A 22,632-nucleotide genomic window follows, 5' to 3' on the forward strand; every position below is an offset into this window, starting at 1 on the left:
TGTGCCGGGGGTGCCGGCCCCCGCCGTAAACCAGACAGTGGATGTCCGGTTTCGGCGGCACACTCGCCGTATGGCTGAAAACTGGGAAACCTTCGCCACCGCCGAGCCCGCCCTGGCCGCCACCGTGGAGAAGCGCTTCGGCGCCTACACCCACCACGTCCTCGCGACCCTGCGCAAGGACGGCTCACCGCGCACCACCGGGCTGGAGGTGCGGTTTCTCCACGGCGAGCTGTGGCTCGGCATGATGCCGAACTCGCTGAAGGCCCTCGACCTGCGCCGCGATCCGCGCTTCGCGCTCCAGGCGAATCCCGGCGGCGGCACCGACCTGGGCGGCGGCGACGTCCGGATCAGCGGCCGGGCGTTCGAGGTCGACGACCCCGGGACGAAGGCCGCGTACACGAAAGAGGTGGAACCGCCGCAGCCGTTCCACCTCTTCCGCACCGAGCTGACGGAGGTCACACGGACCTATGTCGAGGACGACACGTACCTCGTCGTCCAGGTCTGGAAGCCCGGCGAGCCCCTGCGCACCATCAAGCGCACCTGAGGGCTACTCCCACTCGATCGTGCCCGGCGGCTTCGACGTCACGTCGAGGACGACCCGGTTGACGTCCTTGACCTCGTTGGTGATCCGGGTGGAGATCCGGGCGAGGACGTCGTACGGCAGCCGCGACCAGTCGGCGGTCATGGCGTCCTCGGAGGACACCGGGCGAAGGACGATCGGGTGGCCGTACGTCCGGCCGTCGCCCTGGACACCGACGGAGCGGACGTCCGCGAGCAGCACCACCGGGCACTGCCAGATGTCACGGTCGAGGCCGGCCGCCGTCAGCTCCTCGCGGGCGATGGCGTCGGCCTCGCGGAGCAGGTCGAGCCGCTCCTTCGTCACCTCGCCGACGATCCGGATGCCGAGGCCGGGGCCGGGGAACGGCTGGCGCTGGACGATCTCGTCCGGCAGGCCGAGCTCCTTGCCGACCATGCGGACCTCGTCCTTGAACAGCTTGCGCAGCGGCTCGATCAGCTTGAACTCGAGGTCCTCGGGCAGTCCGCCGACGTTGTGGTGGGACTTGATGTTGGCGGTGCCGCTGCCGCCGCCGGACTCGACGACGTCGGGGTACAGGGTGCCCTGGACCAGGAACTCGACGGCCGGGCCCTCGTCCGCGATGATCTCGGCCTGGGCCTGCTCGAAGACCCGGATGAACTCCCGGCCGATGATCTTCCGCTTCTCCTCGGGGTCGGTGACCCCCTTGAGCGCGTTCAGGAACCGCTCGCTGGCGTCGACGACCTTGAGCTGGACGCCGGTCGCGGCGACGAAGTCCTTCTCGACCTGCTCCGTCTCGCCCTTGCGCATCAGGCCGTGGTCGACGTAGACGCAGGTCAGCTGCGAGCCGATGGCCTTCTGCACGAGGGCGGCGGCGACGGCGGAGTCCACGCCGCCGGACAGACCGCAGATGGCGCGCTTGTCGCCGACCTGCTCGCGGATCGCGGCGACCTGCTCCTCGATGACGTTGCCGGTGGTCCAGTCCGGCTTGAGGCCGGCACCCCGGTACAGGAAGTGCTCCAGCACCTGCTGCCCGTGCGTGGAGTGCATCACCTCGGGGTGGTACTGGACGCCGTACAGCTTCTTGTCGTCGTTCTCGAACGCGGCGACCGGGACGACGTCCGTGGAGGCGGTGACCGCGAAGCCCTCGGGGGCGGCCGAGCAGGCGTCGCCGTGCGACATCCACACGGCCTGCTCCTCGGGGGTGCCCTCGAAGAGGGTGGAGGACGACTTCGCGACGTGCAGGTCGGTGCGGCCGTACTCGCGGGCGCCGGTGTTGTCGACCGTGCCGCCCAGCGACTGCGCCATGAGCTGGAAGCCGTAGCACATGCCGAAGACGGGGACGCCGGCCTCGAACAGGGTGCGGTCGACGGTGGGAGCGCCCGGCTCGTAGACCGACGAGGGGCCACCGGAGAGGATGATGGCCGCCGGGTTCTTGGCGAGCATCTCCTCGACCGGCATGGTGCTCGGCACGATCTCGCTGTAGACCCGGGCCTCGCGGACGCGACGGGCGATGAGCTGGGCGTACTGCGCGCCGAAGTCGACGACCAGAACGGTGTCGGGAGCGGCGCTGGCAGCGGGAGTCGCTGATGACACAGGGTGCCTTCCGGCGGTTTGGGCGGGGGTCTTCATTACCGATTCTAACGGGGGGCGCGCGCGAGAACTTCCCGTCACCCGCGTCTCACCATGCGACCCGCGTTGGCCCGGCCCGCGGCACACGGCATACTGGGCCCATGCTCACGCACCAGACCTTCGTCTTTACCTATGGCATCCGGCCCGCCGGCTGCCATGGTCGTGCTGCTTGAGCAACTGACAAGCGACTTCCCAGGCGCCCCGGGCCGACAAGGCCCGGGGCGCCTGTCGTCCTCCCGGGTCCTGTCGCTCCGGGGCGGCCCCGCCCCCGATGAGGAGCCCGACGTGACCGTCACCACCGCCACCCCCGCGAGCACCCCGGCCGCCACCGCCACCCCAGCCACCGGAACCGCGGCAACCGGAACCGCAGGCACCGGGCCCCGGCCCTCCGACCGCACCGGAGCCCGGACCCCCGAGGCCGCAGACGTGATCGCCGGCGCCCGCGAGCGCATCGACGCCCTCGACGACCGGATCATCGGTCTGGTCCAGGAGCGGATGGCGGTCTCCGCCGTCATCCAGGAGGCACGGATCGCCTCCGGCGGCCGCCGCGTGAACCTCTCCCGCGAGATGGATGTCCTCGGCCACTACCGGGAGGCGCTGGGCAAGCCGGGCACGGCCCTCGCGATGACGCTGCTGGAGCTGTGCCGCGGTCGTATCTGAGTTCGGGACCGCTCTCACCCGTACGGCGCGTGACCGCGACCGGAGCGGCCTCGTTGGTCCGGATGTCCGTGCCAGCCAGGGGCGGGCCCGAAAGAACCACGCGTGGCTCGCTGGAGCGTGAGACGTACGGATCGTGCTGTGCGTCGTGGGACCTCGCTCCAGGGAAGTGACCGGACGGCAGGGGACAGCAGCCCGGTCACCAAGAGAACGGCCGGCCCCGGGGACGCCCGGGGCCGGCCGGCGGGAACGTCCAGGACCGGGACGGCCCGTCGGCGGGCCGATCGACCGGCCGGCCGGTCGCGCGAGAGATCCAGCGGACCGTACGCGAACCTGTGCCGGACCGCCGCTGGAGCGGCGCCCGGGCACCGGTGCCGCCCCGACGCCGGTGCCGACCGCAGAAGGGCCCCGCGACTCCGCCCGCGGGGCTCTTCGCCTGCCCGGCCCCCGCCCCGGCGTCCCCCCGACACCCGGACCCCGGCACCCGGACCCCGGACCGCCCGGCGCACCCCGCTCCCCCATGAGCGCCCGGAGCGCCCGCCCAGCGGCCGCCCAGTGAAGCGTGACACGCGTCACATGAAAATTGTATGAGTGTGGGGACAACCCTTCCTCGGCCTCACTGATCAAACCTGCTGAATCAAGGACCACGCCCGTGCCCCACACGCGGCGGCCTTCCTCAGACTCGTACTGTGACGCCGCAGTGCGCCCGACTTCCCGAGGTCTTCATGAAGCTTCGCCGCGCCATGGCAGCAGCGGCCGCGACGGCAGTCATAGCGCCCGCGGCGCTGCTCGCCGCGCCGGCCGCGTACGCCGCCGCGGGCCCGTCCGACGCCTCGCCGAGCGCCACCGGGAGCGAGTCGCCGACGCCGACCGGCGACCCGAGCACGTCCCCGGCTCCCTCCGGGTCGGCCAGTGACGGCCCGTCGGCCCCGAGCCAGACCCCGTCGGCCCCGAGCCAGACCCCGTCCTCCCCGGCCCCGACGGCGTCGGAGAGCGAGACCACGCCCGCGCCGAGCGGCTCGGCCACCCCGACCAGCCCGGCGCCGACCACCACCGCGCCCGAGGAGAGCGAGACCCCCGGCCCCGAGCCCTCCATCTGCGCGGACTCCAAGGTCGACGTCGACATCGAGGGCCTGCCCGGCAAGATCGCGGCGGGCAGCGGCTGGCACGCATTCTCGCTGACCGTCGTCAACAACTCCGACTCCGCCCTGGAGGAGCTGGACTACATCGCCGGCGCCTCCTCGGACGAGGCCGGTGCCGACCTGTTCTCCAGCAAGCGGGTCCAGCTCCAGGCGTGGGATCCCGAGGCGGGAATCTGGCAGGACCTCAACGAGGACGGTCACGCGATCGGTTACGTCGGTTACTCCCCCGAGCTGGAGGCCGGCCACGAGGTCGAGATCCCGCTGCGCATCAACGTGACGTCCAAGGCCCCGGCCGGTGCCGGCTTCTCGATCGGCGCGACCGTCTACGGCGACACCGACGGCGCGTGCACCGGCTTCGGGAGGATCTCCTACAGGTTCCAGATCGTGGCCGCGGGCACGGACACGGGGGGCGAACGGCCGGCCGAAGGCGGCAGGGCGCCCATCGCGGCCGACAAGCCCAAGCCCGCCGGCACCGCGCCCCGGGTCACCGGTACCCTCGCCGCGACCGGCTCCAGCTCCGCCCTGCCCGTGATCGGCCTCGTCGGCGGCGTCGCCGTCGTCGCCGGTGCCGGGGCCGTGTTCGCGGTCCGGCGGCGCAAGGCCGGGTCCGAGGGGTAAAGACCCGGTTCCGGACCGGCGGAGGCGGACTCACGGCGGACGGCGGGCTCGCACGAAACCCGTCGCCCGCCCGAATCACCGGCTCGCGGCCGGACCGGCCATCAGCGTGACCGGCCTGACCACCAGGCTCGTCGCACGACCGAAGGACCTGCGCTCGGAGGGGGGCGCAGGTCCTTCGCCCTGTCCGGGGCGGCCGGCGGCCGCCTACTTCTTCGGCGGCACCGCCGGCATCCCCAGGAACGGCAGCCGCAGCGCCCCGAACGCGTCCGCCGGGACGGCCGGGGACTTCGGCTCCACCGGGTTCACCCGCTCGTACGGCGCGCCCTGCGCCGGACGGGGGTCGGGCTCGCCCTTGTTGGGCCAGTACGACATCGCCCGCTCCGCCTGGGCCGTGATGGTCAGGGACGGGTTCACGCCCAGGTTCGCCGAGACGGCCGCGCCGTCGACGACCGAGATGCCGGGGTGGCCGTACAGGCGGTGGTAGGGGTCGATCACGCCGGTCTCGGGGGAGGCGCCGATCGGGCAGCCCCCGAGGAAGTGGGCGGTCAGCGGAGTGCCCATCAGCTCACCGACGTTGGAGCCCGCGAAGCCGTTGATCTCGGCGGCGAGGGCACGGGCCCCCTCGGCCGCGGCCTTGATCTGCTTCGGGTTGGGCGAGCCGTGGCCCTGCCGGGCGGTGAGCAGTCCCTTGCCGACGCCCGACGGTTTCAGATACGTCGTCAGGGAGTTGTCCAGCGACTGCATCACCAGGCCGATGATGGTCCGCTCGGACCAGCGGTGGTTGGACAGGGAGCGCAGGACCCGCAGCGGGTGCCTGGCCGCGTGGGCCAGGAAGCCCAGGACGCGGGTGGTGCCCCTGCCGTCCTCGGCGTACGGGACCTGGAGGATGGACAGGCTGCCCATCGAGTTGGAGCCCTTGCCGTAGCGGACGGGCTCTATGTGGGTGCTGGGGTCCGGGTGGATGGAGGACGTGATGGCGACCCCGCGCGTGAAGTCGGCCTTCGCCTGGCCGGTGACCTTGCGGTAGCGCCGGTCGTCGGTCTGGGCGCCGACCAGGGCCTCGGAGTTGGTGCGGGTCAGCTCGCCCAGCCGGTCGGAGAGGTGCGGCAGCCGGCCGGTCGCCTTCATGCGGTGCAGCAGGGTCTGGGTGCCGTAGGTGCCCGCGGCGAGGACGACCCGGCGGGCCCGGAAGACGCGGCCCGCGCCCTTCCTGCCGCGGTCGGTGGGGAGCGTGGTGACCGCGTAGCCGCCGCGGGAGTCGTCCGTGACGGAGACGACCGTCGTCATGGGGTGCACGACCGCGCCCGCCTTCTCGGCGAGGTACAGGTAGTTCTCGTTCAGGGTGTTCTTCGCGCCGTGCCGGCAGCCGGTCATGCACGAGCCGCACTCGCTGCACGCCCGGCGGGCCGGACCCACGCCCCCGAAGTAGGGATCCGGTACCCGCTGTCCGGGCTCGGCGGTCACCGTGCCGTCGGCGTCCTCGCCGTCGCCGAAGAAGACCCCCACCGGTGCCATGTGGAAGGTGTCGCCGACGCCCATCCGCTCGGCGGCGGCCTTCAGGTGCACGTCGGACGGGGTCATCGTCGGGTTGAGCCGGACACCGAGCATGCGGCGCGCCTGGTCGTAGTACGGCTTCAGCTCCTGCGCCCAGTCGGTGATGTCCCGCCACTGGGGGTCCTCGAAGAACGCCTTCGGCGGCACGTAGAGGGTGTTGGCGTAGTTGAGGGAACCGCCGCCCACCCCGGCTCCCGCCAGGACCATGACGTTCCCGAGCAGGTGGATGCGCTGGAGGCCGTACATGCCCAGCCGGGGAGCCCACAGGTAGTTCTTCAGGTCCCACGAGGTCTTCGGCAGCGTGCCGGGGGTGAAGCGGCGGCCCGCCTCCAGCACGCCGACGCGGTAGCCCTTCTCGGTGAGGCGCAGCGCCGAGACGGATCCGCCGAAGCCGGAGCCGACGACGATGACGTCGTAGTCGTATCCGTCGTCCCCCCGGTCGTCCGTCCGGTGGTCGTCCCGGTGGCGGTCAGGGTTCTCCGGTGGGTTCTCCGGTGCGTTCTCCTGTGACACGTGCTCTCCTCGTCGAGAACGGGTGCGGGGCCGGGGCTAGCGGAAGCGGAACGCCTTCATCAGGCGCAGGCTCCGGCTCATGAACGCCGCGTACTTCTCGTCGTCCATGCCGAGCGAGGGCGCCATCGGCAGCAGCCGCTGCCGGGCGATCGTCTGGGCCTCGGTGTACTTGAGGATTCCCTCGGAGCCATGGCGGCGCCCGAGTCCGGAGTCCTTCATACCGCCCATCGGCGACTGGACGCTGCCGTACGCGGGCGCGTACCCCTCGTTGATGTTGACGGTGCCGGTGCGCAGCCGGGCGGCGATCTCCCGGCCGCGGCGGGCGTCGGTGGTCCACACCGAGGAGTTCAGGCCGTAGGGGGTGGCGTTGGCGCGTTCCACCGCCTCCTCCTCGGTGGTGAAGCGGTAGACCGACACGACCGGGCCGAAGGTCTCCTCGGCGCACACGGCCATGGGTTCCGCCACGCCGTCGAGGATGGTCGGCTCGTAGAAGAAGGGGCCGATGTCCGGGCGGGCGACCCCGCCGGCGAGGACCGTCGCGCCCTTGGCGACGGCGTCCGCCACATGCCGCTCGACCGCCTGGAGCTGGCGGGCTCCGGCCAGCGAGCCCATGTCGGCGCCGTAGGCCAGCGACCCGCCCAGCCGCATCGCCCGCGTGCGCGCGGCGAAGCGCTCCAGGAAGGCGTCCGCGACCGACGCGTGGACGAACAGCCGCTCGATGGAGATGCACAGCTGGCCGGCGGAGGAGAAGCACGCGCGCACGGCGCCCGCCGCCGCCTTCTCGATGTCGGCGTCCTCCAGCACCAGCATGGCGTTCTTGCCGCCGAGTTCGAGGGAGACGCCGACCAGGCGGGCGGCGGCGCCCTGGGCGACCTCGCGGCCGGTGCGGGTGGAGCCGGTGAACGAGACGTAGTCGGCGTGGCGGACGACCTCGGGGCCGATCACCGGGCCGTCGCCGAGGACGACCTGGAAGACCTCGGCGGGCAGCCCGGCCTCGATGAGCAGGTCGCGGGCCCACAGCGCGGTCAGGCAGGTCTCGGTGTCCGGCTTCATCACCACCGCGTTGCCCGCGACGAAGGCCGGCAGCGCGTCGCCGACGGACAGCTCCAGGGGGTAGTTCCAGGGCGCGATCTGGCCGACGACCCCGCGCGGGTGGCGTACTTCGGTGACCTGCGTCAGGACCGGTACGGCGCCCGCGTGCCGCCGCCCCCGCAGGTAGGCGGCGGCCCGGCGGCCGTAGTGCCGGGCGGCGACGGCGACGGCCTGCACCTCCTCGTGGGCGTGCAGGCGGGCCTTGCCCGTCTCCAGCTGGATCAGGTCGAGCACCTCGGCCTGGCGTTCCAGCACCAGGTCGTGGAAGCGCAGCAGCACCGCCGCGCGCTGCCGCACGGGCGTGCGCGCCCAGACGGACTGGGCGGCGCGGGCCTGTTCGAACGCCCCGGCCACGTCCTCGGGCGTCGACTCGGGCAGGTCGGCCAGCTTCTCACCGGTGAGCGGGGTGTGGTTGGCGGTGCGCCCGGAACCGGCGACACCCTTGGCGAGCCGGGCGACCAGTGCGGGGGTGACCACGTCGGCAGCGGTGCGGGCGCCCGCCGGGGCGGGGGCGAGGGGGTTGGTGCCGGTCTTCTCCAGGGCCTGCGCGTCCGTCATGAGCCGCAGGGTATGCGGCGCCGAACGGTTTGTGTACCCGTCGGTAACGGGGATTCACGCAGCGCTCACACCCTGCCAGCGTTCGCTGGCAACAAACGGGCTGATCAGGGCGTTGGCGGTCGCCTCCGCGCAACACGCCACCTTTCGCACGCGGGTGATCTCCCACCGTCGGCGCCCGGGCCCGGTCCCCGTCGCCCACCGGCTCCGGCCTGGGCGGCCGAGCGGCTACGGGCGTCCCGCCCCCTGGGACACGGTCACGGTGACCGTCGACACGGTGACGTCCGGCTCGGGAGCCGGGGACTGTCCCGCGGACCGGTTCGCGGACGGCGCCGAGGACGGGGACGCCGGTGGGGACGGCGGCCCGGGCGGCGGTGCCGGCGGCGATGTCGGGGGTGCCGGGCTGGCCGGTGTGCCGTCCCCGCCGCCGTCCCGGTCGGTGATCAGCGCCGCCGCCGAGATGCCCGCGCCCGCGGTCGCGGCCACCAGCAGCGCCGCCAGGAGCACGGTCCGCGTGGAGCGGCGGGGGTCGGCCGTACCGGCGGGCGGGAACGTCCGGCCCGTCTCCAGGTAGGCCCGCAGCATCTCCTCCGCCCGTGCCGCGTCCAGCCGCCGGTCCGGGTCGCGTTCGAGCAGGCCCCGGATGACGGGGAGGAGGGGGCCGGCCTGCGCCGGTGGCCGGATCTCCTCGGAGACGACGGCGTGCAGGATGCCGCCCAGCGAGTCGCGGTGGAACGGCGACGCGCCGCTGAGGACCGCGCACAGCAGCGCGCCCAGCGACCACAGGTCGGACTCGGGGCCGGTCCGGGTGCCGGACATCCGCTCGGGCGCGGTGTACTCGGGGGAGCCGACGAGCGTGCCGCTCTCGGTGAGCGTGCTGGTGCCCGCGACGTGGGCGACGCCGAAGTCGGTGAGCACGACCCTGCCGTCCTCGGCGATCAGCACGTTGGAGGGCTTCACGTCGCGGTGGAGCACGCCCGCCGCGTGCGCGGTGCGCAGGGCGCCGAGCAGGGCGACGCCGATGCGGGCCGCCTCCCGCGCGTCGACCGGCCCGTGCCCGGCGACACGGTCGGCGAGCGAGCCCCCGCCGACCAGCTCCATGACGATGTAGGGCCGTTCGTCGTGCTCGACGACGTCGTGCACGACGATGACGTTCGGGTGGTGCAGCTGGGCGACCGCGCGGGCCTCCCGCAGGGTGCGGTCGCGCCGGCGCCGGGCCTGGGCCGCGGAGAGGCTGTCGTCGGAGGGGAGTTCCTTGACGGCCACCTGCCGCCCGAGCAACTGGTCGGTGGCCCGCCATACGACGCCCATGCCGCCGCGGCCGAGCCGGTCCTGAAGCCGGTAGCGGCCCGCGATGACACGTCCGGTCTCCCCCTCGGTCACCATGCGGCCATGATGCCCCACCGGAGGCGGCGGCTCCGGGACGCCGCAGCGCGGGTGGCCGACAAACGACGGCCGCCGGGCGGAGCGGCGGCCGCCGGTGGTCAGCCGGTCCTCTCCTGCCACCCCTGCAACACGGCCCGGAACTGCCGGCGGGCGGCCGCCCAGTCCTCGGCGGGCGCGGACATGTACAGGGCGTACTCGACACCGTCCCGGGACATGTACGTCTCCTCGACGGCGCGGCGCGGGCCGGGGAAGGCGGTGTCCTTGGCCAGGGCGGTCCAGGTGTACTCCCACCGGGAACTGCTGCGATCGCGGTAGAGGCCCTTCTCCAGGGTGACGCGGCGGTAGTCGGCCAGCCGCTGGAGCTGCTGCTCCAAATCGAGCTGGTGGGCGTAGGGGTCGTTGAAGTCGGGCGAGGTGTCGACGGCGACGCGCAGGAAGTGCTCACCGCCGTCCGGGGTGTAGTCGATCTGCGTCAGACCGTCCTCGCTCATGAACTCCTCGCGCTTCCAGCCCTCGGGGAGGTAGAGGCTGAAACCCGCCGGGTCGTCCCGGCGGACCCAGTCGGCCGGAACGGCTCCTCCCGGCTCCGGGGCACCGTCCCCGACGGTGGTGTCCGCGGCGGCGGACACGCCGTCGCCCGGGTGCCGGTCCGCGTCCCACTGGTGCAGCAGCACGGCCGTGCCGCCCCCGGCGAGTGCGGCCAGGAGGGCCAGCGCGACGAGGGTACGGCGGCGCCGCCGGGGCCGGAGGGGAGCGGTGGCCGCCGGGTGCGCGGGCACCGCCGTGGGCCCGATCACCGTCGCGTACGGCGTCGCGGTGGTCCCGGCCGCCGTCCCCGGCCCCGGGTGCCCGGCCGCACCGTCGTGCCCGCCCCCGTGGCCCGCCTCGGCCGCCCGGCCATCGCGTGCGTGCGGCTGCCCGCCGCCCGCCCGGTACCGCGCCGTCGCCACATACGCCTGCGCGGCGCTCGGCCGCCGTCCCTCCGCCGCCTCCGCCAGCATCTGCTCCGCCGCCGCGCTGTCCGGCCGCTGGTCCGGATCCTTGCGCAGCAGGGCGCTGATGACGGGTTCGAGCGGACCGGCGTGGCGCGGCGCGCCGATCTCCTCCTGGACCACCGCCTGCATGGTGGACAGCGGCGAGGTGCGGCGGAACGGCGAGGTGCCCTCCACCGCCGTGTACAGCGTCGCACCCAGCGCCCACAGGTCGGAGGCGGGCCCGGGATCGTGGCCGCGGATCCGCTCGGGCGCCAGGTAGTCGACCGAGCCGACGACCTCTCCGGTGCGGGTGATCGTGCTGTCGCCCTCGATCTGCGCGATGCCGAAGTCGGTGAGCAGGACGCGTCCGTCGTGGCCGAGGAGGACGTTGCCGGGTTTGACGTCGCGGTGCAGCACACCGGCGGTGTGCGCGGCGCGCAGGGCGCGCAGCACCCACAGGCCGACCCGGGCCGCCTCCCGCGGCTCGACGCGGCCCTCCGCCTTGACCGCGTCGGCGAGCGAGCGGCCCTCGACCAGCTCCATCACGATCCACGGCCGGCCGTCGTGTTCGAGCACGTCGTGCACGGTGACGACGGCGGAGTGGTTGATCCGCGCGGCGGCGCGCGCCTCGGCCCGGGTGCGTGCCAGCAGCACCGGCCGGTCGCCGTCCGACACGTAGAGAGCGGCGGTCAGCTCCTTGATCGCCACGGTCCGGTGCAGCACCTCGTCATGGGCGCGCCACACGCGGCCCATGCCGCCGCTGCCGATGGAGTCGCCGAGCCGGTAGCGGCCCGCCAGAAGCCGGCCCTGCATCTGATTCACGTTGCCCCGCAATGGTCTTGACAGGGTCAGCGTAAGGACCGGCCTCCGTCCGGGGAACCGCTGGGGTGTCCCCGGTACCGCACTGTGACGGTTGTCGCTTTCCGCGGCGGCGGTGAACCCCGGTGACTCCTGGGACCTCTGAGCCGCCGTCAGCGCGGGTCAGCCCGTGGGCGTGTACGTCGCCGACGCCTGCTCGAACAGCCGGGTGACCTCGTCCCGCTCGGACTCCGGGCCGCGCACCTGCACCACGTGGTACCGGCCGTCGATCAGCAGGGCGAGGTTGCGGACGTACAGGTCGCGGCCCCGGGGGTCGGTCCAGGTGAACTGCCCCTCGGCCATGGTGCGTCCGCCCACCTCGATGCTCTTCAGGCCGGTGGAGGTGGCCCAGCTGGAGTCGCGGTAGGGCTGCAACTCGCGCTCGCTGTCCCGCTGGTAGGCCATCGGATCGGTGCCGTAGTCCCGCGCGCTGTCCCGGCCCGGCACGACGAGCAGCTCGAAGCCGCCGCGGGAGTAGACGACCTGCCCGCTGCCGTTGGCGGGGGCGCGGTTCCAGCCGTCCGCGACGGCGACGCGGAACCCCTCGGGGTCCTTGCGCAGGGTGAAGCCGTCGGCGGTCTTCGGGTCGGTGGTCTGGGGCTCGGTGGAGGCGTCGGACTCGGTGGGCGTTCCCCCGCCCGCGGAGGTGTTCTGGTCGGGCCGGGGGTCGCTGCCGGTGCCGGTGGCCGGCGGCGGTGCCTGGCTCGCCCCGCCGTCGGCGCCGGTACGGTCCGCCGGGCCGGTGCCGCCCGTACCGGCCTTCGGCAGGAACAGCATCGCGTAGGTGATCGCCGCGGCCGTGCCCAGCAGGACCAGCAGCAGCAGGAGGCGGCCCAGGCTGCGGGGGGAGCGGGTCTCCTCCCGGGCCCGCTTGTGGCGCCCGTGGTGCGCGGGCAGCCCGGCGCGCCGCCTGCGCACCAGTTCGCCCCGGCGGCGGACGATGGGCAGCCGGGCGGTGTCGGCGGGCGGGGCGGCGACGACGTGCAGTCCGGCGTCCGGTTCGGGCGCGGAGCGCACCAGCGAGCGCAGCCAGCCGCTCAGCTCCTCGAAGTCGATGCGCTCGGTGGGGTCCTGACGCAGCAGCGACTCCACGACCGGCCTGAGCGGCCCGCACTCCTCGGCGAACGCGGGCGGCTCCGCGCACACCATCTGCACCAGCTCCGCGGTCGACTCCTCCGGGTAGGGCGCGTGCCCCTGTACGGCCCGGAAGAGCAGGGCGCCCAGCGCCCACAGGTCGGTGGCGGGGCCGATGGGCGGCGCCAGCCGCCAGTTCTCGTGCACGGGACCGGCCTGCTCGGGGGCCCAGCGCTCGGTCACCGGGCCGACCACCGCCATCCGCGTCTGCCGGGCCCGCTCGGCGGCGAGCGCGGTGGTGGGGCCGCGGCGGGCGGGGGCGGCCGGTTCGTCCCAGCGGCCGGAGGGCGGCACGGGCGTGCCGGGCGGGGTCTGTCCGCCTCCCGGGGTACGGGGCGTGGCGCCGTGCCAGGAGCCCGTGCCGACGCCGTAGGGGTCGGCGATCCGGCCCGGCGCGGGCACGGTCTCGGCGCCGCTCCCGGGGGCGGGGCGGGCGCCGGGGACGGGGCGGCCCGCGTCACCGGCGTACGGTGCGGGACGCGTCTCGGGCGCCGGGCGGGCGCCGGGCAGGGCGGCCCGGCCGTTGCGCGCCTCCTGGACGCGGGCCGCGGCCCGCGCTCCCTCGCGGTACGCGGCGATCGCCCCGGCGCGCGCCGCGCGGATGTCGCCGCTGGTGTCGGAGGTGTCGGGCGGCTGTCCGGGTCCGGGGACCAGCCCGGGGCTGGCCGCGCGGCCGGGGGGCAGCCCGGCGGGCAGCCCGGGGTGCCCCTCCGCTCCGAGGCCCGGATCCCCTTCGGCGGACCGTGCCCGGATGGCGGCCCGGCGGGCGGCCTCCGGGTCGGCGGGCTCTTCCGGCCCGGCCGGACCGGCGGGCGCCCCCAAGCCGCCGTGGCCGCCCGTGGTGTCCCCGCCGACCGGCTCGCCCTCCGGCCCGGGAACGGGGTCGTACCCGCACAGGGCCTCCTCGGCCGCGCCGACCGCGAGGCCGCTCAGCATCACCCGTCCGTCGTCGCAGACGAGCACCGTACGGGCGGTGATGTTGCGGTGCACCCAGCCGTGGCCGTGCAGGACCCGCAGCGCCATGAGGACGTCGGAGGCGACCTCGGCGGCCCGGTACGGCGACAGCTCCTGTTCGGCGAGGAGGGCGGCCAGCGGCCGGGCGGCGACGAGCTCGCTGACGACCCACAGGGAGCCGTCCTCGGCGAACACGTCGAAGACCTGGTCGAGCCGGGGATGGTCGGGGACGCGGGCCGCGGCCTGGGCGGCCTCGATGGCGTGCCGCACCAGCGGATCGGCGGGCCTGCGGGTGCCGCCCCGTCCCAGGGGCGGCCGCCCGCCGGGGCGCGTGGCCCCGTTCCGGGCGGTGAATCCGTCGGGCAGGCCCTCCGCGTCGAGCACCTCCGCCTCGACGACCTCGGGCAGCGGCACCTGCCGGATGAGGACTTCCTGCCCGCTGTAGGTGTCGAAGGCGCGGGTCTCGCTGAGTTCGTACGCGTCGGAGGGCGGCAGCGGCAGGCGGTAGCGGTCGGCGAGCACCCGGCCCGCGTAGTCGTCCACGTTGCCTCCCCCGGCAGCCCGGTCGGTCAATTCCGTTCGCCCCGCGGCCCGTTCCCGCTGCGCACGGTCCACCGCCCCTCACGATACGTGCCACGGGCAAGCCGCAAAGAGAGGATGCCGGATATCAGGCCGGTGAACCGGGAAGTCCCCGGCTCACGCCTTCGGCCGGAAGGTGCGCGTCAGCGTGCGCCAGGTGTCCTTGCGCAGGTCGCTGTCCCAGTCGGCGGCCTTCGCCGTGTACATGAGCCCGTAGCCCTGGTGGTCGTTGACGACGAAGCCCCGGTCGACCGACCGGTACGTGGTCCCGCCCTGGACGTAGGTGAACTCCCAGTCGGCGGTGTTCCAGTCGCGGTAGTCGACCTTCTCGATGCGGATCCGCTGGTACTGGGAGCGCACCATGGAGCGCTCCTGGTTCTTCCAGTCGGCCACCGGGTCGTCCTTCGGCGTGGAGGTCCAGCCGATGAGCAGCTTCTGCCCGCGGGGCCCGGTGAACCGGTCCCCGGCGGCGTCGCTGGACCGGTACGACCAGCCCTCGGGCAGTCCGATGGTGTAGCCCTGCCTGCCCCGGTGGGTGGCGGCGGCGCCGTCGTCCGCGGAGTCCTTCCCGTCGTCCCGCTCGTCGTCCGGGCCGGCGGAGGTGCCCGTCGCCGTCCCGGCGCCCGGCGCGCCGCCCGCCGGCTCCGACGCCGACGTGGCCGACTCCCCGGCCGCGCCGTCCGTGTGGGCGCCGCTGCCGTCCCGGCCGGTGTCGCCGCTCGCGGTGGCGCTCGCGACGGCCGTGCCGCCGTCGCCGTTCCCGGCGCCCCGCGTGCCTTCGTCGTCGCCGCCGAGCGTCAAGGCCAGGACGGCGGCGATGACCGCGAGCACCACGGCGACCGCGATGATCACCAGCGTCCGCCGCGGCACCACGTCGGTCAGCGACGCCTTGGGCACGGGCCGGGGCGGCAGGTCCGGCGGGGACATCACCGGCCATCCCGAACCGCCGCGGCCGGCCGCGCCGTTCGCCGCCCCGGCCACCGGCGCCGTGGCGGGGCCGCTGCGGGCGCCGGCCGCCGACGGCGCGGCGGCGGACCCGGCCGGTCGGGAGCCGGCGGTCCCGGAGGCCGCCGGGCCGGCCGCGACGGCGGCCTTGCGCACGGACCGCAGGGCCCCGCGCAGCCGCTCCCCGGGCTCCTCGCCCCGCTTGGCCCCGGTGCCCGCGCCGGTCCCGCCCGCGTCCCGGCCCGGCTGCACCGGCAGCGGTACGACCTTCGTGGCGTCCACCGGCTCCGGCTGGGCCCCGCGCGGGCCGGACCCGTGGATGACCGCGTTCAGCAGGGCGCGGGCCCCGGCGTCGTCCAGGCGCTGGGCGGGGTCCTTGCTGAGCAGACCGTAGATGACGTCACGCAGCGGACCGGCGTTCTTCGGCTCCTCCAGCGGCTCGGTCATCACCGCGGTGAGCGTCGCGATCGCGGATCCCTTGTCGTACGGCGGCACCCCCTCCACCGCCGCGTACAGCAGGCCGCCGAGCGACCACAGGTCGGCCGCCGGGCCCGGCTTGTGCCCGCGCGCCCGCTCGGGGGAGATGTAGGAGGGCGCGCCGACGAGCATGCCGGTGGAGGTGATGGACGGGTCGCCCTCGACCTGGGCGATGCCGAAGTCGGTGAGCACGACCCGGCCGTCCTCGGCGATGAGCACGTTCGAGGGCTTCACATCGCGGTGCAGGATGCCCTCGCGGTGCGCGGAGCGCAGCACGTCGAGGACGGCGAGGCCGACCTCGGCCGCCCGCCTCGGCTCCAGCACGCCGTCCTCGCGGATGACCTCGGCGAGGGACTTGCCCTCGACCAGTTCCATGACGATCCAGGGCCGGTCGTCCTCCTGGACCACGTCGAAGACCGTCACGGCGCTGTTGTTGCGGATCCGCGCGATCGCCTTGGCCTCGCGCAGCGTGCGCGTGATCAGGCGGCGCTTCTCCTCCTCGTCGATGTTCGACGGGAACCGCAGCTCCTTGACGGCGACCGTGCGCCCCAGGGTCTCGTCCTCGGCCCGCCACACCGTGCCCATGCCGCCGCGGCCGAGCACGTCTCCCAGCCGGTACCGCCCGGCGAGGAGACGTGCGCTCTTGTCCTGACGGGGTGTCCCCGCCCGCTCCGCCTCCGACATGCGTCCCCTCATGCAACCCGCCCTGACAGAGCCTTCATTGTCTCTCACCCGACAAGTGCTCGACGCCCAGGGTCTCCCCTGACGGCGCGTTTGGCCCCGGTCGCCGCGCACACCGGGGAACGACGCCTTCCGCCGGGCCGCCGGCGGTGGCGGCGCGGTGGTCCGGCCGCGCCGGGCCGGGGCGCGGGCGGGCGGACGCGCCCGGCGGGGGCCCGCGGACGGGCGCTGAACCGGCGTCATCTCCCGTGCCGGCCGGGCCTACAGCGGCACGATGTCCGGCGCCCCGAGCCGTGCCGCGTCCGCGGTCAGGTCGTCCGGCTGGCGCTGCGACTCCCGCTCGGCCTCCACCCGCTTCTCGTAGTGTTCGACCTCCCGTTCGATCTGGCCCTCGTCCCAGCCCAGCACCGGCGCCATCAGCCCGGCGGCCTCGCGGGCGCTGCGGGTGCCCCGGTCGAAGGTCTCGATGGAGATGCGGGTGCGGCGGGTGAGCACGTCGTCCAGATGGCGGGCGCCCTCGTGCGAGGCGGCGTAGACGATCTCGGCGCGCAGGTAGTCGTCGGCGCAGTGGAGCGGCGCGCCCAGGGAGGGGTCCTCGGCGATGAGGGCCAGTACCTCCTCGGCCATCGAGCCGTACCGGTTCAGCAGGTGCTCCACGCGTACGACGTGGAGTCCGGCGCGGGCGGCGATGCGCGCGCGGGCGTTCCACATCGCCCGGTAGCCCTCGGCGCCGAGCAGCGGGACGTCCTCGGTGACACAGTCGGCGACCCGCAGGTCGAGCGCGTGCACCGCCTCGTCCACGGCGTCCTTGGCCATCACCCGGTACGTCGTGTACTTGCCGCCCGCGATGACGACCAGCCCCGGCACGGGGTGGGCCACGGTGTGCTCGCGCGACAGCTTGCTGGTGGCGTCCGACTCGCCGGCCAGCAGCGGGCGCAGGCCCGCGTACACGCCCTCGACGTCGTCGCGGGTGAGCGGCACGGCGAGCACCGCGTTCACGTGTTCGAGCAGATAGTCGATGTCCGCGCTGGACGCGGCCGGGTGCGCCTTGTCCAGGTCCCAGTCGGTGTCGGTGGTGCCGACGATCCAGTGCCGGCCCCAGGGGATGACGAAGAGCACCGACTTCTCGGTGCGCAGGATCAGCCCGGTCGTGGAGTGGATGCGGTCCTTGGGGACGACCAGATGGATGCCCTTGGAGGCGCGGACGTGGAACTGGCCGCGCTCCCCCACCATCGCCTGGGTGTCGTCGGTCCACACACCGGTGGCGTTGACGACCTGCTTGGCGCGGATCTCGTACTCGCCGCCCGCCTCCACGTCCTGGACCCGGGCGCCGACGACCCGCTCGCCCTCGCGCAGGAACCCGGTGACGCGGGCGCGGTTGGCGGCCAGGGCTCCGTACGCCGCCGCCGTGCGCACCAGGGTCGCCACGAACCGGGCGTCGTCCATCTGGGCGTCGTAGTACTGGAGCGCGCCGACCAGCGCGTCCTTCTTCAAGCAGGGCGCGACCCGCAGGGCGTGACGCCGGGTCAGATGGCGGTGGACGGGCAGCCCGCGGCCGTGTCCGCGGGCCATCGACATCGCGTCGTAGAGCGCGACGCCCGAACCGGCGTACAGCCGCTCCCATCCCTTGTGCCGCAGCGGATACAGGAACGGCACCGGCTTGACCAGGTGCGGGGCGAGCCGTTCCAGCAGCAGGCCGCGCTCCTTGAGCGCCTCCCGGACGAGGGCGAAGTCGAGCATCTCCAGATAGCGCAGGCCGCCGTGGATGAGCTTGCTGGACCTGCTGGAGGTGCCCGACGCCCAGTCCCGCGCCTCGACCAGGCCGGTGGCCAGGCCCCGGGTGGCGGCGTCGAGGGCGGTGCCCGCGCCGACCACCCCCGCGCCGACGACGAGCACGTCCAGTTCCCGCTCGGCCATCGCCGCGAGCGACTCGGCGCGCTGCGCCGGCCCCAGTGTCGCTGTCCTCACCGCTGCCTCCCGCTGTCAGTCGCGTCGGCCGCACCCGTCGGGCGTAGCCCGGTTCCCGGTACCCCCCTGACCGAATTCTGACCGGGATGCCCGACTTCAGCCACCACGCGAGCCGGGCCTGTGGACGGCGTTCAAGGAAACTCCCACCGAGACTCGGCCGACCAATCCCACAAATCGGTCATATTTACTCCTAGTCTGACAGTGCGCTCGCCCGTCCTGTCCACCGGGCTTGCGCACCTGTCCCGCTTCGGTTATTGGGAAGGACGGCCCACGCCATGCCCGCAGATCTCGCCGTCATCGGACTCGGCCCGTACGGCGTGCCCCTGGCCCAGGCCGCCTGCGCCGCCGGCATCCCGACCCTGGGCTACCGGACCGGTCCCGAGGCCGACCCGCTCACCCCCGCCGAACTGCGCCGGATGCTCTCGGGGGGCTTCCGGACGACCGCGTCCCCGGCCGAACTCGGCCGGGTGCGCACCGCGGTCATCTGCGCGCCGACGCCGCCGGGCGCGGACGGCGGCCTCGACCTCGGCCAGGTCGAGGCGGCGGCCCGCACCCTCGCCGGCCATCTGCGGCCGCACACCACCGTGATCCTGGAGTCACCGGTGCAGCCGGGCACCACGGAGGACTTCCTCCGCCCGGTCCTGGAGAAGGGCTCGGGGCTGCGCGCCGGCCGCGACTTCCACCTCGCCTACTCGCCCAGCCGGGTCGATCCCGGCAACCGCGACTTCACTCCCGCCAACACTCCCCAGGTCATCGGCGGCCTCACCCCCGCCTGCACCGAGTCGGCCGCCGCCTTCTACAGCCGCCTCACCGACAAGGTGGTCCGCGCCCGCGGTCCCCGCGAGGCGGAGACGGTCCAGCTACTGGAGACCAACTTCCGCCATGTCAACATCGCACTCGTGAACGAGATGGCGGTTCTCTGCCACGACCTGGGCGTCGACCTGTGGGACGTCATCCGCTGCGCGGAGACCAAGCCGTTCGGCTTCCACGCCTTCCGCCCGGGGCCCGGCGTCGGCGGCCACTCGGTCCCCCAGGACCTGAGCGGCCGCGCCAGCCGCGTCCTGCGCATGGTCGAACTGGCCCAGCAGGTCAACAACCAGATGCCCCGGTACGTCGTCCAGCGCGCCGCCGCCCTCCTCAACGAGCACGGCAAGTCCGCGCGCGGCGCCCGCGTCCTGCTCCTCGGCGTCACCTACAAGGCGGACCTCGCCGACCAGCAGGCGGCCCCCGCCCAGGAGATCGCCGTCCGCCTGATGGAACTGGGCGCCTCCGTGAGCTACCACGACCCGCACATCCCGTCCTGGACGGTCCTGGACCGCCCCGTCCCCCGGGTCGACTCCCTCTACGAGGCCGCCGCCGAGGCCGACCTGACGATCCTCCTCCAGCAGCACCGCACCTACGACCTCCAGGGCCTGTCGGTCAAGGCCCAACTGCTGCTGGACACCCGGGGAGCCACGCCCACGGGGGCGGCGCACCGGTTGTGAGAGGCGCGCGCCGGTGCGACGCCGCCGGAACCGGCGGCGTGGCGTGTCCCGCCTCGCGGGACGGGCGGAACGCGACGGGGCCGGTCACCCTGCTCGGGTGACCGGCCCCGTCCTGCCGCGGGGCGGCTACCGCCGGTGCTGCGAGTCCGCGACCGTGACCTCGACCCGCTGGAACTCCTTGAGCTCGCTGTAGCCGGTGGTGGCCATGGCGCGGCGCAGGGCGCCGAAGAAGTTCATGGAGCCGTCGGGGGTGTGGGAGGGGCCGGTGAGGATCTCCTCGATCGTGCCGACCGTGCCGAGGCCGACCTTCTTGCCGCGCGGCAGTTCCTCGTTGACGGCCTCCATGCCCCAGTGGTGGCCCTTGCCCGGCGCGTCGGTCGCGCGGGCGAGCGGGGAGCCCATCATCACCGCGTCGGCGCCGCAGGCGATCGCCTTGGGCAGGTCGCCGGACCAGCCGACGCCGCCGTCCGCGATCACGTGCACGTACCGGCCGCCGGACTCGTCCATGTAGTCCCGGCGGGCCGCGGCCACGTCGGCGACCGCGGTGGCCATCGGGACCTGGATGCCCAGGACGTTGCGCGTGGTGTGGGCGGCGCCGCCGCCGAAGCCGACCAGCACGCCCGCCGCGCCGGTGCGCATCAGGTGCAGGGCGGCTGTGTAGGTGGCGCAGCCGCCGACGATCACCGGGACGTCGAGCTCGTAGATGAACTGCTTCAGGTTCAGCGGCTCGTGCGCGGACGAGACGTGCTCGGCCGAGACCGTCGTCCCGCGGATGACGAAGATGTCGACGCCCGCGTCCACGACCGCCTTGGAGAACTGGGCCGTGCGCTGCGGGGAGAGCGCGGCGGCGGTGATCACGCCCGAGTCGCGCACCTCCTTGATGCGCTGCCCGATCAGCTCTTCCCGGATCGGGGCGGCGTAGATCTCCTGGAGGCGCCGCGTCGCGGTCTCCGCGTCCAGCTCCGCGATCTCGTCGAGCAGCGGCTGCGGGTCCTCGTACCGCGTCCACAGCCCTTCCAGGTTGAGCACGCCGAGGCCGCCGAGCTCGCCGATGCGGATCGCGGTGGCCGGGGAGACGACCGAGTCCATGGGGGCGGCCAGGAACGGCAGCTCGAAGCGGTAGGCGTCGATCTGCCAGGCGATCGAGACCTCCTTCGGGTCCCGCGTACGGCGGCTGGGGACGACGGCGATGTCGTCGAAGGCGTACGCCCGGCGGCCGCGCTTGCCGCGCCCGATCTCGATCTCAGTCACGATGTGTGGCCTTTCCCTGATGCGTCTCAGCGCCTTCCAGTATCCCCGACCGGTACGACGAAGGCGGCCCCGGATCGTCCCGGGGCCGCCCTCGGCCGTCACCCCACGCGCGCCCGGCGCGCGTGGCTCACCGCTTGGCGCTGTAGTTCGGCGCCTCGACGGTCATCTGGATGTCGTGCGGGTGGCTCTCCTTCAGGCCCGCCGAGGTGATCCGGACGAACCGGCCCCGGTCCTGGAGCTGGGGGATGGTCCGGCCGCCGACGTAGAACATCGACTGGCGCAGGCCGCCGACCAGCTGGTGGACGACCGAGGAGAGCGGGCCGCGGTAGGGCACCTGGCCCTCGATGCCCTCGGGGACGAGCTGCTCGTCGGAGGCGACGCCCTCCTGGAAGTAGCGGTCCTTGGAGAACGACTTGCGGTCGCCGCGGGTCTGCATGGCGCCCAGCGAGCCCATGCCGCGGTACGACTTGAACTGCTTGCCGTTGATGAACATCAGCTCGCCCGGCGACTCCTCGCAGCCCGCGAGCAGCGAGCCCAGCATCACCGTGTCGGCGCCGGCGACCAGGGCCTTGGCGATGTCGCCGGAGTACTGGAGGCCGCCGTCGCCGATGACCGGGACGCCCGCCTCCTTGGCGGCCAGCGCGGCCTCGTAGATCGCGGTGACCTGCGGGACGCCGACGCCGGCGACGACGCGGGTGGTGCAGATGGAGCCGGGGCCGACGCCGACCTTGATGCCGTCGGCGCCCGCGTCGACCAGGGCCTGGGCGCCGTCGCGGGTGGCGATGTTGCCGCCGATGACGTCGACGCCGGAGGAGTTCGACTTGATCTTGGCGACCATGTCGCCGACCAGGCGGGAGTGGCCGTGGGCGGTGTCGACGACGATGAAGTCGACGCCCTTCTCGATCAGGGCCTGGGCGCGCTCGAAGGCGTCCCCGGCGACACCGACCGCGGCGCCGACCAGCAGGCGGCCCTCGGCGTCCTTGGCGGCGTTCGGGTACTTCTCCGCCTTCACGAAGTCCTTGACCGTGATCAGGCCCTTGAGGACGCCGTCGTCGTCGACCAGCGGCAGCTTCTCGATCTTGTGGCGGCGCAGCAGCTCCACGGCCTCGACGCCGGAGATGCCGACCTTGCCGGTGACCAGCGGCATCGGCGTCATGACCTCGCGCACCCGGCGGGAGCGGTCGGTCTCGAAGGCCATGTCACGGTTGGTGACGATGCCGAGCAGCTTGCCGGCCGGGTCGGTGACCGGGACGCCGCTGATGCGGAACCGGGCGCACAGCTCGTCGGCCTCGGCGAGGGTGGCGTCCGGGTGGATGGTGATCGGGTTCGCCACCATGCCGGACTCGGAGCGCTTGACCAGGTCGACCTGGTTGGCCTGGTCCTCGATGGACAGGTTGCGGTGGAGCACGCCCACGCCGCCCTGGCGGGCCATCGCGATCGCCATGCGCGACTCGGTGACCTTGTCCATGGCCGCGGACAGCAGCGGGATGTTCACCCGCACGTTCTTGGAGACGTACGAGGCGGTGTCGATCTCGTCGGGTGCCATGTCCGACGGGCCCGGCAGCAGCAGCACGTCGTCGTAGGTCAGCCCGAGTGTCGCGAATTTTCCGGGCACTCCGTCGACGTTGGCAGTCATGACACCT

The 22,632-nt window shown here is 73.9% G+C and carries 14 protein-coding genes; 4 read left to right on the top strand and 10 right to left on the bottom strand.

Features of this window, described 5'->3' with window-relative positions; all coding sequences use genetic code 11:
• Positions 1 to 70 precede the first annotated feature (70 nt).
• On the top strand, positions 71 to 544 hold the full coding sequence (locus tag AB0L74_RS15225; protein ID WP_365650948.1) for a pyridoxamine 5'-phosphate oxidase family protein: 474 nt from the start codon (positions 71 to 73) through the stop codon (positions 542 to 544).
• Positions 545 to 547: 3 nt separating this feature from the next.
• Here AB0L74_RS15225 and guaA read toward each other — a convergent pair whose 3' ends face one another.
• Positions 548 to 2,131, bottom strand: coding sequence for a glutamine-hydrolyzing GMP synthase (gene guaA / locus AB0L74_RS15230; protein WP_365650951.1), 1,584 nt, complete (start codon positions 2,129 to 2,131; stop codon positions 548 to 550).
• A gap of 321 nt (positions 2,132 to 2,452) precedes the next feature.
• Between guaA and AB0L74_RS15235 the strand changes: the two genes are divergently transcribed.
• Together AB0L74_RS15235 and AB0L74_RS15240 are read left to right on the top strand one after the other, a co-directional pair.
• Entirely contained in the window at positions 2,453 to 2,827 is a 375-nt protein-coding gene (locus AB0L74_RS15235) for a chorismate mutase (RefSeq protein ID WP_365650954.1), read from the top strand.
• Between the two features lie 740 nt (positions 2,828 to 3,567).
• Positions 3,568 to 4,584, top strand: a complete 1,017-nt coding sequence (locus AB0L74_RS15240) for an LPXTG cell wall anchor domain-containing protein (protein WP_365650957.1) — start codon at positions 3,568 to 3,570, stop codon at positions 4,582 to 4,584.
• Positions 4,585 to 4,788: 204 nt separating this feature from the next.
• Here AB0L74_RS15240 and AB0L74_RS15245 read toward each other — a convergent pair whose 3' ends face one another.
• The 7 genes from AB0L74_RS15245 to AB0L74_RS15275 all read right to left on the bottom strand — a co-directional run bounded on the left by AB0L74_RS15245 (position 4,789) and on the right by AB0L74_RS15275 (position 18,254).
• Positions 4,789 to 6,546 (bottom strand): GMC family oxidoreductase, encoded by a 1,758-nt coding sequence (locus AB0L74_RS15245; protein ID WP_365651199.1) that lies wholly within the window; start codon positions 6,544 to 6,546, stop codon positions 4,789 to 4,791.
• A 141-nt stretch (positions 6,547 to 6,687) separates the two neighbouring features.
• Positions 6,688 to 8,301 carry a succinic semialdehyde dehydrogenase gene (locus tag AB0L74_RS15250; protein ID WP_365650960.1) on the bottom strand — a complete coding sequence of 538 codons (1,614 nt, stop codon included), beginning with the start codon at positions 8,299 to 8,301 and terminating at the stop codon, positions 6,688 to 6,690.
• 225 nt (positions 8,302 to 8,526) lie between these two features.
• A complete protein-coding gene (locus tag AB0L74_RS15255) occupies positions 8,527 to 9,684 on the bottom strand; it encodes a serine/threonine-protein kinase (protein ID WP_365650963.1) in 1,158 nt (385 codons plus the stop codon).
• A gap of 98 nt (positions 9,685 to 9,782) precedes the next feature.
• The gene (locus AB0L74_RS15260) at positions 9,783 to 11,471 is read right to left on the bottom strand and encodes a protein kinase (protein ID WP_365650966.1); all 1,689 of its coding nucleotides are present in this window, start codon (positions 11,469 to 11,471) and stop codon (positions 9,783 to 9,785) included.
• 168 nt (positions 11,472 to 11,639) lie between these two features.
• On the bottom strand, positions 11,640 to 14,147 hold the full coding sequence (locus AB0L74_RS15265) for a protein kinase (RefSeq protein ID WP_365650969.1): 2,508 nt from the start codon (positions 14,145 to 14,147) through the stop codon (positions 11,640 to 11,642).
• Between the two features lie 153 nt (positions 14,148 to 14,300).
• Complete coding sequence (locus tag AB0L74_RS15270) at positions 14,301 to 16,289, bottom strand: serine/threonine-protein kinase (protein ID WP_365651202.1); 1,989 nt, start codon at positions 16,287 to 16,289, stop codon at positions 14,301 to 14,303.
• A 258-nt stretch (positions 16,290 to 16,547) separates the two neighbouring features.
• On the bottom strand, positions 16,548 to 18,254 hold the full coding sequence (locus AB0L74_RS15275) for a glycerol-3-phosphate dehydrogenase/oxidase (RefSeq protein ID WP_365650972.1): 1,707 nt from the start codon (positions 18,252 to 18,254) through the stop codon (positions 16,548 to 16,550).
• 275 nt (positions 18,255 to 18,529) lie between these two features.
• Between AB0L74_RS15275 and AB0L74_RS15280 the strand changes: the two genes are divergently transcribed.
• Complete coding sequence (locus AB0L74_RS15280) at positions 18,530 to 19,738, top strand: nucleotide sugar dehydrogenase (protein WP_365650975.1); 1,209 nt, start codon at positions 18,530 to 18,532, stop codon at positions 19,736 to 19,738.
• A 126-nt stretch (positions 19,739 to 19,864) separates the two neighbouring features.
• Here AB0L74_RS15280 and AB0L74_RS15285 read toward each other — a convergent pair whose 3' ends face one another.
• Positions 19,865 to 20,989 (bottom strand): GuaB3 family IMP dehydrogenase-related protein, encoded by a 1,125-nt coding sequence (locus tag AB0L74_RS15285; protein WP_365650978.1) that lies wholly within the window; start codon positions 20,987 to 20,989, stop codon positions 19,865 to 19,867.
• Positions 20,990 to 21,116: 127 nt separating this feature from the next.
• Positions 21,117 to 22,625: an IMP dehydrogenase gene (gene guaB / locus AB0L74_RS15290; protein ID WP_365650980.1), complete on the bottom strand. Its 1,509-nt coding sequence runs from the start codon at positions 22,623 to 22,625 to the stop codon at positions 21,117 to 21,119.
• Positions 22,626 to 22,632: the final 7 nt, after the last annotated feature.

The sequence above is a fragment of the Streptomyces sp. NPDC052020 genome, from assembly GCF_040680575.1.
Taxonomy (GTDB): domain Bacteria; phylum Actinomycetota; class Actinomycetes; order Streptomycetales; family Streptomycetaceae; genus Streptomyces.